Origin of the sequence: Rubritalea sp., assembly GCF_039830215.1 — a bacterium.
GTDB lineage: Bacteria > Verrucomicrobiota > Verrucomicrobiia > Verrucomicrobiales > Akkermansiaceae > Rubritalea.
The window spans coordinates 1-17055 of sequence record NZ_JBDOPO010000334.1; the positions used below are offsets into that span (position 1 = coordinate 1).

Below are 17055 nucleotides of genomic sequence, written 5' to 3' on the forward strand. Positions count from 1 at the left end.
AGCCAAACTTTTATTGGCAGAACCCTAGAAGCTCTTCTCACCACGATCCGCTACGCTTTCATTGCTATGTCGATGGCTGTCCCTGCTGGTTTAGCGTTAGGATTTTTATGTTCTCGATCATGGTGGCCAACAACGCTCCACGACAGAAGCCCATCGATTTCAAGAAAACTAAATAGAGCCACACTCAACGCAATTTACCTCAGTGCACGCTTTAGCATCACGTTCATGCGCTCTATTCACGAGCTCATTTGGGTTATGCTCTTCATGGCATTCCTTGGAGATTCACCGCTCACAGCGTGTATAGCGCTGGCTCTACCTTTCACTGGGACTTTAGCTAAAGTTTTTTCTGAAATCATCGATGAACAATCATCCCATACCACCGACCACCTAAAATTGGCCGGTGCATCCAGCTTGAAAGCATTTTTCGCAGCACGCTTCCCACAAGCACTCCCCGACCTACTGACCTACACGCTCTACCGGCTCGAATGCGCCATTCGCTCATCTGCGGTACTCGGCTTCATCGGTATTGAAACCATTGGCCTCTCTATCAAGCAATCCTACGAAAACAACTACTACAACGAAGTCTGGACTGAGCTCTACCTACTCATATTTGTGGTCATGCTCTTTGACATCCTCGGTTCAAAAGTGCGTCACCGTCTGAGCACTCCAGCAGTAGAACTATCAATTCCGTCTGACCTTAGCCTCAAGTCTTTAAAAAAATGCGCCCCAAAGTGGCAATTGCTCCCCCTTACATGGAGCCTCTTACTTTTAGGATCAATAGCAGCTTGGACTATTGGCCCTCCACTCAATGTCTACCATTCTGCCATCAGTCGCTGGGATCGGACCAAAGTATTTTTTGAAGAACTGGTGCCAGAACCCGTGAGAGCTACAAACAACTGGAATGATGCTTTACCATGGCTAATGGATCTATGGACTAGCAATGGAATAGAAGCGCTTCTCAATACAATGCTGATAGCGAGCTCAGCACTATTGCTAGCCGCCGTATTCGGGTACCTACTCGTTCCATTTGCTAGTCGAAACATCGCCACTTTCACCCCGTTTTCGAGTTTCAATGGTCGTCCTTCACAGTTCAAGAAATGGCTATGGAGCACGATAGGCTTTTGCGTTCGCACGCTATTTCTGGTCACGAGGTCAATACCTGAGTACATCATAGCGTTCTTGTTGATTGGCATTCTTGGCGCTCATGCCTGGCCATTGGTCATCGCTCTAGCCATACACAATTTTGGAATTCTGGGCAGGCTTTGGTCTGAAGTGAGCGAAAATCACCATGACAATGTCGCACGCCAACAAGTAGTCAGTGGCGGCTCACGTCTGCAGGCTTATATCTGCGGCATTCTCCCTACTAGCTTCAATCGCCAACTCCTCTTCATTTTCTACCGCTGGGAAACATGTGTCAGAGAGTCCACTATACTCGGCATGCTCAGCATCAGTTCACTAGGGTATTATATTAGTATCGAATCGAGCTTTCTACACTACGATAGAATGCATTTCTACATTCTATTAGGAACTGCAGTGATTTTTATCAGCGACCTAGTCTCGGTCAAGCTACGTGCAAAGCTCAACAAATCTGGTAGCAATGGGTGAGTCAAACCCATACGAAGCACCTCAGGTATCATAGCTAGCTTTAGAGCAAAGTCTCGATGCTCTTAGTGACAGGTAAGTGAAGAGACTCTGTATGAAATCATTGGTACTCCGGCGATTCACCTTTCTTTTCATTATGTATTCCATTGCTTCGATAGTATTATCGACGCTCTCCGACTTTCTAGACAACTATCTGTTCATTCCAACACTTGGCGCACTGGTTGCGTGTGCATATTCACCTACATTGCTGCGCATAAACGGCCAAGTTGGGGGAGGTGTTTCAACTTTACATTATCAGCAATCACACTGTTCTTATTTCCAATTGGTACAGTCATTGGACTTTTTATTATTACCAATTGACTGGGTGCTGAGCGGCTATTTGGTGCAGACAAAATGAACCACAGAACACTTAGTGAGGAAAAATTAAGGAGAAAATATAAAGCACAACTCCAAACAAAACCCCGACCTAACATCAGCTAGATCGGGGCTAATAATTTTACGTTAGCTCATAAGACTAACAAAAGAGATTCAAAATCACATCGTCATACCGCCATCACATGCAACCACTTGTCCAGTGATGTAGCGAGCTTCGGAGCTTGCTAGGAAGAGAGTGAGGTTGGCTATATCTTCTGTTTTACCAAATTCTTTAAGGGGGATGTTCGCTAACACCCCTTCACGGACTTTTTCATCGAGTTCATCAGTCATATCAGTAGAGATGAAACCAGGAGCAATGGCATTACAGCAAACCTTGCGGCCTGAAAGCTCCTTTGCGATAGATTTAGTGAAACCGATAAGGCCAGCCTTAGACGCAGCATAGTTTGCCTGACCAGCATTTCCAATAAGACCGATAACTGAAGCTAGGTTGATGATACGCGGATCTTCAGCCTTCATTAGGCTACGTTGAAATGTTTTCACTGTGTTGAATGCTCCCTTTAGGTTAGTATCGAGCACGTTGTCCCAGTCAGCATCCTTCATACGCATGAGTAGGCCGTCACGTGTGACACCTGCGTTATTCACGAGAATATTCACTGAACCAAAATCTGCAATAACCTGCTTCCCGAGCGCCTGAACAGCATCGTGATCAGCAACATCGACCGCATATGCTTTTGCTGAATCAGCGAACTCTGCATTGATAGAATCAGCTGCACCTTGGCAACTGCTCTCGCTACGGCTAACAACCGCAACTTTTGCTCCTTCAGCTGCAAATGCATGTGCAATTGCTTTACCGATACCACGTCCGGCACCGGTCACTACTACTACTTTATCTTGAAAGCGTGACATGCACCTATGTCCCATGGAATCGGGTCCAGTGCAATCCGAATCACTCTATGCTGATATTACTTATAAGCTTCAAATAGCTTTTCCATACGCAGCACAACATTTTTAATTGGCTAAGACGAACTGCTAGATTATTAATCTATTTGCTGTTAGATCATAACTACCAGATTCAAGGATTCGGTAAGATCTTTGTTGCTCTCACCCTTGAAGGCTTTACCGAGCTTTAGCCATTACCTCCAAGCTTTGCATCGGAGCTCGATATTTTAGCGCAACGCAAAGATCCAAGAGTTCTCCGGCGGTGACATCAGATCTAGCATTGGTGAGGAGTATATGCCATCCATCGCGCACAAGGGATTGAGAGCTAGCGCAAACTTTGCACTCGGCATTACGAGCTCTACATCTTTGTGTGGCGGTCTTCTTGTCCGCTCATACAGCCACTAGACGCGCACGCATCCCGCATGTACGACTGAGACGGCCTTATCCATAAATTTGTTAGATAGAGATTTGAGGCGCTTCTCTAACGAGGATCCACTGCTAAAAAAAATAATGCCACATTGGCTGGAACACGACTGAACTAAAATGCAGATATTACACCAATCACCTTAAAGATTTCAGTGACAAAGTAGCCTATGTGTCGGGCAGCCAGACCTACAGGCTTAATTGGGTAGAGGAGACAATGCTCTGGTGATTTATCTTGATAAGTCTGGCTAACGGTTGATCCCGTTATTAAATCACAAGCTAGGTCAAACTTTAATCCAGCAGTGCGACTCCCCCCACCATGCCGGAGAAATTGAAAAGATCTCACACGGTCCACTCGATACAGCTGATGGCTACCAAGGCCGCGGAGGTAGTGAATACGGACTAATGCAGCAGCTCGGTGCCAACAACGCTCGCGAAGCTGATCAGTCTACACTGATCGAACATGCTATCGAAGAACACCTCATCGGCTTCAAAGCTGAAGAGACTCAAAGGAGGCCAACTCCTACCCGTCCACTAGCTTTTCTAGGTATACACTGTGACAGGGCCCACACCTGTGAATCCTTGGACGCTGCGTAGCTTGCGCACCGCTTTTTTCACCATCTCCACAGCATCGTTGGTTTCTTCCAAAGTGCTGAGAATGGAGAAAGAAATGCGTAGGCTGCTTTTTGCACGCTTTGCGCTGTAGCCCATTGCCGTTTGCACATGAGATGGCTTTTGCTTCCCCGTCATGCAGGCGGATCCAGCCGAACAAGCCATGCCGTACTCATCTAACAAAATAAGTAAGCCTGCTGCCTCACAATTCTCAAAAGCGAGGTGCGCCGTATTCTTCGTTCTAAATTCTTTGGATCCATTGACCAACACGCCATCGACTTCAGCCATCAGGCGCTGTTCGAAGTGGTCTCGCAAGCTGGCAACTCCAGCGTGACCGTCAGCATCGAGACGCAGTTGCATCATTTCAGCCGCCTTACCCATCGCTATGATGGATGCCACATTTTCCGTCCCGCTACGGCGTCCCGCTTCCTGACCGCCGCCAAACAGCAGCGGTTCAAAGGCCACATTTTTGTTCACATACAACGCCCCCACCCCTTTTGGGGCGTGAAATTTGTGACCAGAAATCGAAAGATAATCAACCGGCAGCTGCCGTAGATCTATAGCCGTTTTGCCAACGGCCTGAATAGCATCACTGTGGAATGGGATGCCCGCAGCCTTGGCCAACGCAGCAGCCTCAGCAATTGGCTGGAGCACTCCTGTCTCATTGTTAGCCCACATGAGCGTGGCAAATCCTGCATCCTCTTGCCCCACGGCCTCTTTCCACGCTTCTAGATCTAACCGACCAGATTCATCGACACCCACTCGCTCGACAGTATACCCTCGCCCCTCCAACTGCTCGCAAACTCGCAGAATAGAACTGTGCTCGATCTGGCTGGTGATGATCCGCTTCCGGTTACCCACGGCATTGGCTAAAGAAAACAGAGCTGCGTTGTTAGACTCAGTGCCGCAGCCAGTGAAAACAATCTCCTCAGGATCGGCTCCGACTAATTTCGCCACCTGCTCACGAGCACGCTCGATCGCCTTCTTCACAGCCTTGCCTGCGCGGTAGCCACTAGACGGATTGTAGCATTGATCTGTGAGATAGGGCAACATAGCTGCAAGCACATCCGGATGCACTTGAGTCGTCGCGTTGGAGTCGAGGTAGATCATATCCAAAAACTAAGCATAGTGCCCAGCAGGATCAAGTACTGCCACGATAAATTCTCACCTCAATCTCACCTTAGTGTAAATTACACACTTTAACTATTTACTCAGCCTCACAATAACACTATGAAAATTCCATGAGCTTCACCTATGAATACGATCGACCAGCCTTCACCACTGACTGCGTGGTCTTTGGTCTAGACCAAGAGAACTTAAAAGTACTGTTGATCCAGCGTGATATTGAACCCTACGAAGGCCAGTGGGCTCTGCCAGGAGGCTTCATCAAAGTCGGTGAGTCTATCGACAACTGCGCGCGCCGTGAGCTAGAAGAAGAAACTGGGCTAAAAAATATTTTCTTAGAACAACTCTATAGCTTTGGCGCACCAGATCGAGACCCACGTGAGCATGTGATCACTGTAGCCTACTACGCTCTGGTCAACCTGACAGAGCACGCCCCTATAGCTGCTACTGATGCGCGCAACGCAGCCTGGTTCTCGCTCCACGACCTCCCCTCGCTCGCCTTCGACCACGACCAAATCCTCTCCAAGGCTCTGGAGAGACTGAAAGGCAAAGTGCGATACCAACCAATCGGATTCGAACTTTTGCCTAAAAAATTCACACTCACTCAGCTCCAAAACCTCTACGAGATCATTCTGGAAACCAAAATCGATAAACGCAATTTCCGCAAAAAAATCATCAAACTAGACATCCTCATCGAAACCGATGAATTCGAACAAGACGTCGCCCACCGTGCGGCCCGCCTCTATCAGTTTGATCAAAAACACTACCAGAAGTTGGTCGATCAAGGCATCAACTTCGAACTCTAACAATATATTTAAAACCATGTTACTCCCCAAAATAATCCAAGACGGCGATGCTGTCACTACGTGGAAACGCAATGACACACGTGAAATCATCGAAGGCCCAAAGGTTCCTTATGCACCATTCGGTACTATTTACCCACTCCAGAAAGTCTGCGCACCAAGCCATCGTAGTCTACAACGACAAACAAGGCGAGGTCACCCACCGTATCGCTCGCGGGCCAGCAGTCTACACACCAAAGCCTACTGAGTGGCTACACCAGTTCCGCTGGCACGGCGACAATGGCAAAGGGAAGAAAGGTCCTCGCGCGTTGCAGTTCGAGAAATTGCGAGTCATCCTGGACCAACTCTACTTCGATGTGGATATGGTGCGCACCGCTGATGAAGCCCTCATCACAGTGCAACTGATGGTATTCTTCGAGCTCACAGACATTGAGAAAATGCTTCAGCAAACGCACGACCCTATCGCGGACTTCATCAATGCTCTCAAGGCCGACATCATCCGCTTTGCTGGTGGCTGTGACTTTGAAGCATTCAAAAGCCAAGCCAAAGACCTCAACAACCTCAACACTTACACCGAGCTCTGTGGTGGGGCCGAGCGCATTGGCTATAATATCAATAAAGTCGTCTACCGTGGCTACCTAGCGAGCAACAAACTCCAAGTCATGCACGACAACGCCATAGAACTACGCACCCGCCTCGTTCTGGAAAATGAAACTGAAGTGCAACAGCAAGAGCTCACCGACCTCAAGCTGGATCGCGAGCACACCCGTGCTGAAAAAATACGTTTAGGCAAGAGTTAGAGCTCGAACTCAAAAGGCAACGTCACGTCCTAGATAAACAACAGCAACAAGAGTTACTAGAACTCAAGTTCGCCGAGTGGCAACAACTCCACACCACCGGAGCCGATCTCACTGCCGTGCTAGTGGCCCAGCAAAATAACCCAGACAAAACCATCCGCCTCGACCACAAAGGCGGTGCCGAAGTCCACCTCCACGAGGCCGTGTAACAGAAGATGAAAGCACTCATTGGAGACATCACTACCCTAGACTGTGACACCATCGTCAATGCTGCTAACTCTGCGCGGAGGTGGTCAACAGACTTGCCGGAAGAGTCCTACCTCATTCCATTTTTCCCACATTCTGTTACTACGCACAGCTATACTTACACTACTATTCAAAACCATTGGATAAATGAAAATCGACACACTCGATCGTATTGAAGGGATTCTACTCGGCACTGCTGTTGGTGATGCACTTGGATTACCGATGGAGTGCATGACTCCATCTACTATCCAGACACTTGGCTGGGCGAACGAGTGGAAACATCGCTTTGTCATGCACCGTGGCATGTGGAGTGACGACACGGAGCACTCTATCATGATTGCACAGTCACTATTAGCTTCACAGGGGTGTGTTGAAAAATTTCGATGTGCTTTCGCTTGGGAGCTTCGATGGTGGTTACTCGGTCTTCCCTCTGGAGTCGGTATGGCTACGGCACGCGCCATAATAAAACTGTGGCTCGGATACTCCGCGAAAACGTCAGGCGTATACTCAGCGGGGAATGGCCCCTGCATGCGTACTGCAATCATTGCAGCGTATTTCCCGAACGACTTATCGAAGCGACGCTCCTATACCGAAGTTCAGGCAACAATCTCTCATAGTGACCCAAAAGCAACAATTGCAGCAACAGGCCTCACCGAGCTTACTGCATTACTCCTTAACTCTAATAGCACTCCCTCAGCAGCCGAAGTTTTAGCCACCCTAGCCCGGGATGACACTCATCATTGTGAGGAATGGAATTCCATTTGTTATGCTATCGAATCAGCAGTTTCTAATAGAATCGAGTTTTCAGAATTCCTCACCACGATCGGTATTGATCCACACAAAGGAATCAGCGGCTACGCCTACCACACAGTACCAGCAGTCATATATTCAGGACTCGTGCACAACTGGGATTTTGAATCCGTTGTCACTGAGATCATTGCAGCGGGTGGTGATACTGATACAACAGCTGCAATAGCGGGAGCTCTCTGTGGGGCTCATGGGGGCGCGTCCTCTATTCCGCACCACTGGATAGCAGGCATTGCTGAGTGTCCTACTGGCATCAGCGAATTGAAATGCCTCGCAAAAGCAATTCAAAGCCAAAGCCCTCTTATGGTGCGCTCACGTTGGTACCCCGCACTGCTACTACGCAACGTATTCTTTCTCGCTGTCGTCTTAAAACACAGCTTCACAAGACTCTTACCAAACGCAATACGGGCGAGATTTAGTTGAGATAGTCTACCATTCATTCACGCCCGTGAATGATTCTGAAATTCCCTACGTATTTTTGTAAAGTTTGATTGGATGAACTTGGCATCCGCGCTTATGTTGCGCCCAACAACGACACTTTCCTATGATCACACTCACGCAATCATCTATCAAAGAGGTAAAGAACCTCCTCGCCAAGAAGCAAGCTGAAGCGGGCTCAGGCCTACGCCTCTCCGTTCAAAAAGGTGGCTGCGCTGGTATGCAGTACGTGATGGAGGTAGATCAACCGCACGAAGGCGACACCACCATCGAAGAAGACGGAGCCATCGTGCACGTCTCTGCAGACTCTGAGGAATACCTCAAAGGCTGCCACCTCATTTACGAGTATTCACTTTCCGATTCTGGATTTAAGGTCCAGAACCCAAATGCGTCACGCTCTTGTGGCTGCGGCACCTCCTTCGAAGCCAAAGGCGAAGAAGGCACGTACAATCCTGCCGACGATTGTAAATAATCGCTAACTACCTCGCTGACTGTGCCGCGCAATCAGGAAGATGACTCTCTAGTCGCTCGAATCCTCCGTAAGAAACCACCTCTTTTTTGGTGGTTTCTAGTCAACACGTCAGCATTTTGTCTCGCAGTCTGGAGTTGGGTCTTTTTCCTAGAAGTGTTCGGGAACCCACACCTCCCGCAAAACTATGTGATGCTCGAAAAAATGGGTCGCCTGCAGAAGCCCAAGGCTTTCGATTCACTCACGGCGCCTCGAGGCGACACGCTCAACCCGCGCTCCCTTTACAAAAAATACTACAACCTCAACCCTAAAGACATCAGCCTGCTCAACAGCGAGCTCAAACGTGTCTATGTAGGGAACCTCAAGGACGCGACCTACAACACATACATCCAAGGCCAATACCGAGTGCTTAAGACTAGAACGCTAGGACCTGAGGATTTCATCTCCAATGGCATCGCTATTCAGGCACAAGCGCTGGTGCAGCCAGATGCCTTTCATCCCCCTACTCCCTATCTAGTTTTAGTCGAATGGATTCTACCAGGTGCCCCCGCATCGGCTGTGGATTCCTACCAACTCGGAGACGTGCTGGAGCTGAGTAAAAACCCCTATTTTTCATCGATTCTCCACGCCGTCCGCGTGCCTCGCCCCGGTGATGAGCCCCTCATCTCTCTCAGCTGCGTACCGCTGGTGTTCGACTCAAAAATCACCACCACACGAGGAAAGTCATTTTCTATCACTCCCGCTGAGCGCCTCAACCTCAACGGGCAATTTCCTATTTTCACGAAGAGCAAATAAAATTCACGCTCTCTAACAACAACTAATCACGTATTTTGAAAACACTCATTTCATGGAACGTCAATGGCATCCGAGCCGTGCTTAAAAAAGGTTTTGCCGAATGGTTTGCCGAGGTCCAGCCCGACGTCTTGTGCCTACAAGAGACCAAGGCCCGCCCAGAGCAAGTGGAGCTCCCACTTGAGTTCGCTGGCTACCATCAATACTGGAATGCTGCCGAAAAGCCAGGGTACTCCGGCACGCTTATCCTCACCAAAGAAAAGCCACTGAGCGTGGCCAACGGTATTGGTATCGAGCAGCACGATACAGAAGGCCGAGTCATCACCGCGGAGTACGAAGAATTTTACCTCGTCACGGTCTACACACCAAACTCCCAAAACGAACTCAAACGCATTGACTATCGGATGGATTGGGACCGTGACTTCTTAGCGTATTGTAAAGATCTCGAGAAAGCCAAACCGGTCATCTTCTGTGGTGACCTCAATGTTTCGCACAAGGAAATCGATCTAGCTCGACCAAAAAACAACCGCAAAAGCGCAGGCTTTAGCGACCAAGAACGTGCCAGCTTTGACAGTATTCTTGAGGCTGGTTTCACTGATACCTTCCGCCACTTCTACCCTGACACCGAAGCCGCCTACTCCTGGTGGAGCTATCGTGCCGGCGCTCGGGGCAAGAACGTGGGCTGGAGGCTCGACTATTTCTGTGCCTCAGACTCACTCACACCTAGACTCGCATCCGCCAGCATCCTCTCAGAGGTTCTAGGCTCAGACCATTGTCCTGTCACACTCACCATTTCTTAACTCCACACTATTATAAAATTATGAAAATTCTTGTCCGCAACCTCGCTCGTACCACCAAAGAAAAAGAACTCTATGTTCTCTTCACGGCCTTCGGCTCAGTCACAGAGTGCACACTCGTTTTAGACAAAGAGACCGGTGCCTCAAAAGGCTTCGGCTTCATCGAAATGCCCAAGGCCGACGAAGCTCAAGCCGCCATCAAAGCTCTCAACATGTCTGAATTTGGTAAGAGCAGAATCCGCGTAAAAACTGCGGACTAAGAAGCTCAATCCCATACCTCTCACACCTTGGCCAACAATGCAGCATTGTTGGCCATTGCGTTTAGTGCGGATCGCTAGAGACTTTAGACTGAAATCTCCGAAGCTTTCTAACCGCTTAGTTATCCACCGGCACCCTACAATCCGCGTTGACGTACTGCCTCGTACAGACAAACACCAGTCGCTACAGAAACGTTGAGACAATCGACTTTTCCTGCCATCGGGATTCCGATAAGAAGGTCGCAGTTTTCCTCTGTGAGTCGCCTAAGGCCTGGGCCCTCAGCGCCCATCACAAGCCCCACCGGGCCTTTGAAATCCATATCGTAAAGCGTTTGAGTGGCTTTATCACTGGTACCTATAAGCCAAATACCGTGCTCTTTTTGAAGCTTCTTCATCGTGCGCGATAAATTGGTAACCCGTATGAACGGCACACTAGCAGCAGCTCCCACTGCTATTCTCTGAACAGTCTCAGTCAAACCTACAGATTTATCCTTGGGCGCAATCACTGCATCCACACCAGCACCATCAGCTGTACGTAAAATAGCACCAAGGTTGTGTGGGTCAGTGACACAATCGAGAATGAGAACGAAAGGAGCATCCGGTTTGGACAGGAGACCTTCAATAGCATCCTCACCTAAAGCTAGACCACCGCCACCCTTGCCTCGTACGTGCTTGTTGTCACGGGCTGATCCATCAAATTCTCGTTTGCGCATTCCCTGCCTTATAGCAAAGCCCAGCAGCGGGCAAGCCCATGTCTGCAGAAAGCTTACGGTTGATAGATTCAGTATCTAGGCTACCATCGCACCATGGCAATCCCCGTTATCATCAAATTTCTCCCAAAGCTCCTCCCTGCAGCGAAGCTCGCCTACGACCATCGCGATAAAGCCGTCACACTTTATAAAAATATAAAAACTTGGCGAGGCAAAGAGAAAGCCAAGGAACCTCTCACCATCGACGTAAATCCAGCACTCACCACTGAAGAGCAACTACAAGAACTGCGTGACATGCTTGTTCGGCGTGACGACATCATCACTGAGCAGTCAGAAATACTCGCCAAACTAGCCAATGACCTCAGCGAGATCAGCACGCTCACCGATCGGCTCCGCAGGCGCTCCCAGTGGCTCATGCGCGGCATTTATCTAACATTGATTATCATGATCATCCGCTGGATTGCCTCCTATATTGGCTAATCCATTATTACAGTAGTGCTCACAATAAAAAACGGCTAAGACGCAAATGCGAATTAGCCGTTGTAAATTCCTTTGAGTAACAACTGAGGACTAGTCCTCTTTTATCTCTTCGAACTCGGAGTTCTCGATGTCGTCACCGTCTTCGAAATCATCTTCTTCGATAAGCTCGCCGTGTACCATCTGGAACTTACGCTTGCGCTGTTCTTTAGGCAATGGTGAGAGAAGCATAGTGACAGCACGACCAGCAAGACGAGGCTTTTGGTCGAGGTTAGCCATGCCAACCATGTCAGCAGCTACGCGCTGGAGAACCACAAAACCGAGGTCTTTATGTGCGTTCTCACGGCCACGGAACTGAAGCTGAACTTTAACCTTGTTGCCTTCATCGAGGAAACTCTCGATGCGTGAACATTTGAGGTTATAGTCATGCTCTTCTGTGCGTACACGGAATTTGATTTCCTTGAGCTTAGTTGTAGTCTTAGGATTGCTCTTCTTCAACTTAGCTTGCTCGTACTTGTATTTGCCATAGTCACAAACCTTACAAACCGGTGGGTCTGCTTTGGATGCAATCTCCACGAGGTCGAGACCGATGCTTTTCGCTTTCGTTACTGCTTCGCGAGCACTCATCACGCCGATGAGCTCTCCTTTGTCAGTCACAACACGTACTTTGGGAGCACGAATGTACTCATTCACACGCGTCATATCACGACGACGATTCTTATATGGCTTCTTTGGCTTTGCTATTGTTTTATCCTCCTATTGGTAGTGAAAATTTGAGACTTATGATGCGCTTACTCGTTTAGAGCGAGCGAGTACTAATCTCAGAGTGGAAATCTTTGATAAATTCATCAAGTGGGTGAGCACCTAAATCCATACGATCTCTATGGCGTACGGAAACAGTGTTAGACTCTGCTTCTTGCGCTCCAATGACCAGCATATAAGGCACTCTGTCTAGTCTTGCAAGACGAATCTTAGCACCTAATTTCTCAGAAGCACGATCCACACTCACGCGCGCACCGATATCTGTCAACTTCTTGGCAGCAGCTTCCGCATGCTCGATGTACTTATCAGAGATGGGCAACACACGCACCTGCTCAGGCGCAAGCCAGGTTGGGAATTTCCCTTCGAAGTGCTCGATGAGTAGCCCCACGAAACGCTCAAGCGAACCGAATGGTGCACGGTGGATCATCACTGGGCGGTGACGACCATTGTCGGAACCTACATAGCTGAGGTCGAATCGCTCAGGCAGGTTGAAGTCGAGTTGGACTGTACCTAGCTGCCAGTCGCGACCAATCACATCTTTAACAACAAAGTCGATCTTTGGACCGTAGAATGCAGCCTCACCTAGTTCGACAGTGAAGTCTACTCCGAGGTTTTCAGCAGCAAGTCTGAGGGACGCTTCTGCTTTATCCCAAATTTCACGAGTTCCTACATATTTGTCGGAATCTGGATCTGAGAAGGAAAGTCGGACTCGATAGTCTTCCATACCGAGTGTGTTGAGAACCTTTTTAACGAGGTCTAGGCAGCTAGCGATCTCATCATCCACCTGATCTGGTGTGCAAAAAATGTGGGCGTCGTCTTGAGTAAATCCACGGACACGAGTCATGCCGCCAAGCTCACCAGATTGCTCCCAACGGTATACTGTACCAAACTCAGCGAGACGGACTGGAAGGTCACGGTAGCTGTGCGGGTCGCTATCAAAAATCTTGATATGGTGCGGGCAGTTCATCGGCTTGAGCATGTAACCCTCGATCTCGCCAGTGGAGAGACCATTGGTGAGAACTGAACAGCTAGCCTCTTCATCAGACAATTGCTCCAGCGCGTCACGGTCAGGGATCGCGGGAAATTGACTGTCGGAATAGAATGGGAAGTGGCCAGAAGTGCGGTAAAGGTCGAGCTTACCAATGTGTGGTGTGTACACCTGGCTGTAGCCCTGTGCGTCGAGGTGCTCCGTGATGAAGTCCTGTAGCGAACGACGAACGAGCGCGCCCTTTGGTTTCCAGAGAATAAGTCCCTGCCCTACTGCGTCGTCGATAGTGAAAAGTCCGAGCTCCTTGCCTAGACGGCGGTGGTCGCGCTTCTTAGCTTCCTCTAACTTTTCGAGGTGGTCAGTGAGCTCAGTCTTGTTTTTAAAGCAAGTACCGTAGACGCGCTGGAGGCTCTCATTGTCCTTGTCACCTTTGTAGAATGCCGAAGCCACACTCATTACTTTGAATGCCTTACAGTTGCCTGTACGTCCTACGTGTGGGCCTGCACAGAGGTCCCAAAAATCATTATTCTTGAAGATCGAAATCTCTTCACCTTCAGGGATGCTAGCGAGGAGGTCAGTCTTAAACTTGCTCTCAACTTCGCGCTCAGTAATTGCACCAAGTCGACCGCTCTTAGCCAATGCCAATGCGTCTTCACGGCTAATCACTTCCTTCTCAAACTGGGAATTTTCTTTCACCACCTTCTTCATCTCCGCTTCGATTTTTGCAAAATCGTCAGGCGTGATGCGGTGTTTGAGCTCCATGTCGTAGTAGAATCCATTGTCTACCGGTGGTCCACCAGCGAGCTGAGCATCTGGCCAGATACGCATGATCGCCGTCGCTAGCACGTGGGCACAGGAGTGGCGCAAACGTTCCAAGTCACTCATCTGGTGACGTTCCTCAAGCGATTTTCTATCTTTAGAATCTGACATTACGCCGCTTTGAAAGCAGTCTGAGCCTCTTTTTGCAACTCTAATCGGGTATAATCAAGGTATTAACATACATATCATAGGCTGGCCTCTGCGTGTAGAGACCATAAAAACAAAAACCTCGTTGCGTATTGCGCTATACGAGGTAATTTGAAGTAATGAAATACCGCCTAGAAGCGATCGTGGAAGACCAGCTTTTTATCTGAAAGTCTGGGGCCGCGTGCCCATGCTGCCTTGCTTTGCTCGCCCACAGGAATCATAAATCCTAGCATCATTCCATCTGGAAGGTTGATTAGCTTTGACACGGCTTCTTTATCGAAGCCGATCATCGGACATGAGTCATAACCTAGCTCTCGAGCAGCTAACATAAGAGTCATACCAGCGAATGCTGTCGAGCGGTTTGCCTCGTCACGGATTAACTCGTCGTTGCCTTCGTAAATCGGCTTAATCATTGGACCTAAAATATTCTGGATATCTTCTGGAGCATGCCCCCAGTATTCTTCTGGGTCAGCATTATGCGCATTGAGGTCGGCACATAAAATAAAAAGCACACTCGCGTCAGTCACCTGTTCTTGGTCCCAAGCCGCCGCACGAATTTGCTTTCTGAGGTCCTTATCCCGCACGACTAACAAACGGTAATTCTGCATATTGAATGACGATGGTGCTAATTTAGTAGGCGGATAGGTTCCGCTAAATCCTCATCCGACATCACGTGATCCGAGTTAAAATGTTTGATGGAGCGACGGGTTTCTATATTTCTCTTTGTATTCATGATTTTTGCACGATTTAGGTACCCGTCAGCAACCATAGCTAAAACGAGCACTTGACCCTATGCCTCCGCCCCAAGAAAACACCAGAATCTAGCTGATAAATCTATGGCATCCTCATCTCAACTAGAAAGATGCAAAAGAATTGAGTTCTCTAGATCTCTCACCAATTGAGTCATGTCATCAAATCAAATGACTCTTCAGTATCTTTGCTAGAAATCTCATCTTTCCCTCTACACAGCACTTATAAATATCGTTGGCTAGATTCCCGTGGATCCTCCCCTTTTCACCCCACTACCGAAGCCCTCAAATAGCTATATGATGCTGGTGGTTTCGGGAAACCAGAGCCAAAGCTAGCATGAACAACACTGTGCGAAAAAGCCATTAGCTAAAGTTAAGGGTAACATTTTACGCGTCAGCTTAGTTCTCCTAAACACACCGAAGAGCAAGGAGCAATACCCGGTTCTGATACCTATAGTTGAGATGAAATTGTCTGAGAATTTCCTCATGGGCATGGATGAGGTTTTCCGGGACAAAGTGAAGCGCGGTGACCACTTTGCAATTATCACAAATGTGAAGAGTGGAGCTAAAAAAGGCTCATTCCGGGCCCAGGGCACTCTTGATGAAATATGAACGACAATGAGCATGTATAAGACACTAGCCATAGCTGAAAAGACTGCGCATAATCACGCAGTCGCCATGGCCCAGAATGAGGACCGTTTATCGCATCTATAGGGGGACCAGGTGGATCTGGTGCTGCACTTTTCAAGAGCTGCATGCAGCGCACTAATATGAATATATTTACCGCGCGGACCAACAAAATCGATCACACGCACTCTTTTCGATGCCCCGATGACTGGTTCACCACTCTGATCGCCAAACATGAATACAGCGCGGACTATTTGACTGACTGGAAATACGTCAAAAACAAGCTGCCCAAATACCTGGCCCAAGACCGCCTCTTTAATACTATCGGTACCAAAGACCTCGTAAGATGGGCCGATTCACTTAAAACGTAGCTCACAAACGAGTCGATCAGCCCTAAACGCTAAAAAAACTGCGAGCAATACTGGTCTCCATTTGGAAATGTACTACATCCCGCAGCGCTGCTACTTCTCACGTAATTTTGCCAGCGCTATCGGATTCCTTCGTCAGCTTGCCGGGGCCAGTGGCCACCAGATCCTTGCTCCAGCCGTGTGTTCTCTCGTGCTCGAAGCTGTAGTCCCAGTATTCATAACATGGCTGACTCTTGGGGGCGCGGGACTGCGACAGTCGGAGGTGTGTGGTACACAGAGGTCGGGTTGAAGGTCGACTCAAGTGGGAAGATTTCGACTGGGACAATAAACACATCATTATACGCCTCGGAACATCTAGGAATAGATGAAGCCGTATCGTTCCGATCTGTAGGTCTCCACGCGAGTGGCTTAAGTCTTGGCGCAGTGCTAAAGGCTTCTTCCACAAAACCCACAGCCTAGCATCACAAGCTCAAAGAGGACTATCGCAAACAGCACGCCTAGTTTACCTCATGGGTGACCGGAGTTCCAATTACATCATAGCCTCCCGAGTATTCTAACGTTTAGTTCAGACCGATGACCTCGGCCTCACTGCTCAAGAGGATGATCGCACCATTGCCATTCTTAAAAAGAACTACCTCAATTCACGCTTCGCCGATGATGCCACACTGACGTGCTCCATCACACCTCACAAGATGAAGTAAATCAATACTGAGCGAGTGGTTAAAAAATAATCTGGGATAACAACAAAATCAGAGGATCACCCCATAAATGTCCCACACCAATCTCTAGTGTGTTATTTCTACGGGTTAACGACTCTGGTTCACACCATAACCACATCGTTTAAATAAAAAACTACCTCACATAAATCTAGACCAATCCAACACCGATAAGAATCGGTCCACACGCTCTGCTGATGCTACCACACC

The 17055-nt window shown here is 48.6% G+C and carries 16 protein-coding genes; 10 read left to right on the forward strand and 6 right to left on the reverse strand.

Translation table 11 applies throughout. The annotated features are described in order from the left end of the window. The coding region (locus ABGY95_RS11300; protein ID WP_347441788.1) for an ABC transporter permease subunit at positions 1–1605 on the forward strand (1605 nt) is incomplete at its 5' end. A gap of 531 nt (positions 1606–2136) precedes the next feature. Here the strand turns inward: ABGY95_RS11300 and fabG are convergent. Then, positions 2137–2883: a 3-oxoacyl-[acyl-carrier-protein] reductase gene (gene fabG, locus ABGY95_RS11305; RefSeq protein WP_347441789.1), complete on the reverse strand. Its 747-nt coding sequence runs from the start codon at positions 2881–2883 to the stop codon at positions 2137–2139. A 999-nt stretch (positions 2884–3882) separates the two neighbouring features. After that, positions 3883–5061 carry a cysteine desulfurase family protein gene (locus ABGY95_RS11310; protein ID WP_347441790.1) on the reverse strand — a complete coding sequence of 393 codons (1179 nt, stop codon included), beginning with the start codon at positions 5059–5061 and terminating at the stop codon, positions 3883–3885. A 131-nt stretch (positions 5062–5192) separates the two neighbouring features. On the opposite strand from ABGY95_RS11310, the gene ABGY95_RS11315 reads away from it, so the two are divergent. The 7 genes from ABGY95_RS11315 to ABGY95_RS11345 all read left to right on the forward strand — a co-directional run bounded on the left by ABGY95_RS11315 (position 5193) and on the right by ABGY95_RS11345 (position 10485). After that, positions 5193–5882 (forward strand): NUDIX domain-containing protein, encoded by a 690-nt coding sequence (locus ABGY95_RS11315; RefSeq protein ID WP_347441791.1) that lies wholly within the window; start codon positions 5193–5195, stop codon positions 5880–5882. Positions 5883–5992: 110 nt separating this feature from the next. Continuing rightward, positions 5993–6679 carry a hypothetical protein gene (locus tag ABGY95_RS11320; RefSeq protein WP_347441792.1) on the forward strand — a complete coding sequence of 229 codons (687 nt, stop codon included), beginning with the start codon at positions 5993–5995 and terminating at the stop codon, positions 6677–6679. A gap of 390 nt (positions 6680–7069) precedes the next feature. Beyond that, complete coding sequence (locus ABGY95_RS11325; protein WP_347441793.1) at positions 7070–8152, forward strand: ADP-ribosylglycohydrolase family protein; 1083 nt, start codon at positions 7070–7072, stop codon at positions 8150–8152. A 121-nt stretch (positions 8153–8273) separates the two neighbouring features. Further along, on the forward strand, positions 8274–8639 hold the full coding sequence (locus ABGY95_RS11330) for an iron-sulfur cluster assembly accessory protein (protein ID WP_347441794.1): 366 nt from the start codon (positions 8274–8276) through the stop codon (positions 8637–8639). Between the two features lie 21 nt (positions 8640–8660). Further along, positions 8661–9431, forward strand: a complete 771-nt coding sequence (locus ABGY95_RS11335) for a hypothetical protein (protein ID WP_347441795.1) — start codon at positions 8661–8663, stop codon at positions 9429–9431. 35 nt (positions 9432–9466) lie between these two features. Continuing rightward, a complete protein-coding gene (locus ABGY95_RS11340) occupies positions 9467–10228 on the forward strand; it encodes an exodeoxyribonuclease III (RefSeq protein WP_347441796.1) in 762 nt (253 codons plus the stop codon). A 20-nt stretch (positions 10229–10248) separates the two neighbouring features. Beyond that, positions 10249–10485 carry an RNA-binding protein gene (locus tag ABGY95_RS11345; protein ID WP_347441797.1) on the forward strand — a complete coding sequence of 79 codons (237 nt, stop codon included), beginning with the start codon at positions 10249–10251 and terminating at the stop codon, positions 10483–10485. Between the two features lie 134 nt (positions 10486–10619). On the opposite strand, the gene rlmB is transcribed toward ABGY95_RS11345, so the two are convergent. Further along, positions 10620–11195: a 23S rRNA (guanosine(2251)-2'-O)-methyltransferase RlmB gene (gene rlmB, locus ABGY95_RS11350; protein WP_347441798.1), complete on the reverse strand. Its 576-nt coding sequence runs from the start codon at positions 11193–11195 to the stop codon at positions 10620–10622. Positions 11196–11288: 93 nt separating this feature from the next. Here rlmB and ABGY95_RS11355 point away from each other — a divergent pair, with 93 nt between their 5' ends. Beyond that, positions 11289–11672 (forward strand): hypothetical protein, encoded by a 384-nt coding sequence (locus ABGY95_RS11355; RefSeq protein ID WP_347441799.1) that lies wholly within the window; start codon positions 11289–11291, stop codon positions 11670–11672. Positions 11673–11762: 90 nt separating this feature from the next. Here ABGY95_RS11355 and infC read toward each other — a convergent pair whose 3' ends face one another. The 3 genes from infC to ABGY95_RS11370 all read right to left on the reverse strand — a co-directional run bounded on the left by infC (position 11763) and on the right by ABGY95_RS11370 (position 14993). Next, entirely contained in the window at positions 11763–12371 is a 609-nt protein-coding gene (gene infC / locus ABGY95_RS11360) for a translation initiation factor IF-3 (RefSeq protein ID WP_347441800.1), read from the reverse strand. Between the two features lie 97 nt (positions 12372–12468). Then, a complete protein-coding gene (gene thrS / locus ABGY95_RS11365) occupies positions 12469–14349 on the reverse strand; it encodes a threonine--tRNA ligase (protein WP_347441801.1) in 1881 nt (626 codons plus the stop codon). A gap of 167 nt (positions 14350–14516) precedes the next feature. Further along, positions 14517–14993 (reverse strand): nitroreductase family protein, encoded by a 477-nt coding sequence (locus ABGY95_RS11370; RefSeq protein ID WP_347441802.1) that lies wholly within the window; start codon positions 14991–14993, stop codon positions 14517–14519. 911 nt (positions 14994–15904) lie between these two features. On the opposite strand from ABGY95_RS11370, the gene ABGY95_RS11375 reads away from it, so the two are divergent. Beyond that, positions 15905–16132: a hypothetical protein gene (locus ABGY95_RS11375; RefSeq protein WP_347441803.1), complete on the forward strand. Its 228-nt coding sequence runs from the start codon at positions 15905–15907 to the stop codon at positions 16130–16132. Positions 16133–17055: the final 923 nt, after the last annotated feature.

Excerpts from the sequence above, each read along its gene's own strand:
- fabG (WP_347441789.1), bottom strand. The coding sequence starts at position 2,883 with ATGTCACGCTTTCAAGATAAAGTAGTAGTAGTGACCGGTGCCGGACGT.
- ABGY95_RS11310 (WP_347441790.1), bottom strand. The coding sequence starts at position 5,061 with ATGATCTACCTCGACTCCAACGCGACGACTCAAGTGCATCCGGATGTG.
- ABGY95_RS11315 (WP_347441791.1), top strand. The coding sequence starts at position 5,193 with ATGAGCTTCACCTATGAATACGATCGACCAGCCTTCACCACTGACTGC.
- ABGY95_RS11320 (WP_347441792.1), top strand. The coding sequence starts at position 5,993 with ATGCACCATTCGGTACTATTTACCCACTCCAGAAAGTCTGCGCACCAA.
- ABGY95_RS11325 (WP_347441793.1), top strand. The coding sequence starts at position 7,070 with ATGAAAATCGACACACTCGATCGTATTGAAGGGATTCTACTCGGCACT.
- ABGY95_RS11330 (WP_347441794.1), top strand. The coding sequence starts at position 8,274 with ATGATCACACTCACGCAATCATCTATCAAAGAGGTAAAGAACCTCCTC.
- ABGY95_RS11345 (WP_347441797.1), top strand. The coding sequence starts at position 10,249 with ATGAAAATTCTTGTCCGCAACCTCGCTCGTACCACCAAAGAAAAAGAA.
- rlmB (WP_347441798.1), bottom strand. The coding sequence starts at position 11,195 with ATGCGCAAACGAGAATTTGATGGATCAGCCCGTGACAACAAGCACGTA.
- ABGY95_RS11355 (WP_347441799.1), top strand. The coding sequence starts at position 11,289 with ATGGCAATCCCCGTTATCATCAAATTTCTCCCAAAGCTCCTCCCTGCA.
- infC (WP_347441800.1), bottom strand. The coding sequence starts at position 12,371 with ATGACGCGTGTGAATGAGTACATTCGTGCTCCCAAAGTACGTGTTGTG.
- thrS (WP_347441801.1), bottom strand. The coding sequence starts at position 14,349 with ATGTCAGATTCTAAAGATAGAAAATCGCTTGAGGAACGTCACCAGATG.
- ABGY95_RS11370 (WP_347441802.1), bottom strand. The coding sequence starts at position 14,993 with ATGCAGAATTACCGTTTGTTAGTCGTGCGGGATAAGGACCTCAGAAAG.
- ABGY95_RS11375 (WP_347441803.1), top strand. The coding sequence starts at position 15,905 with ATGAATATATTTACCGCGCGGACCAACAAAATCGATCACACGCACTCT.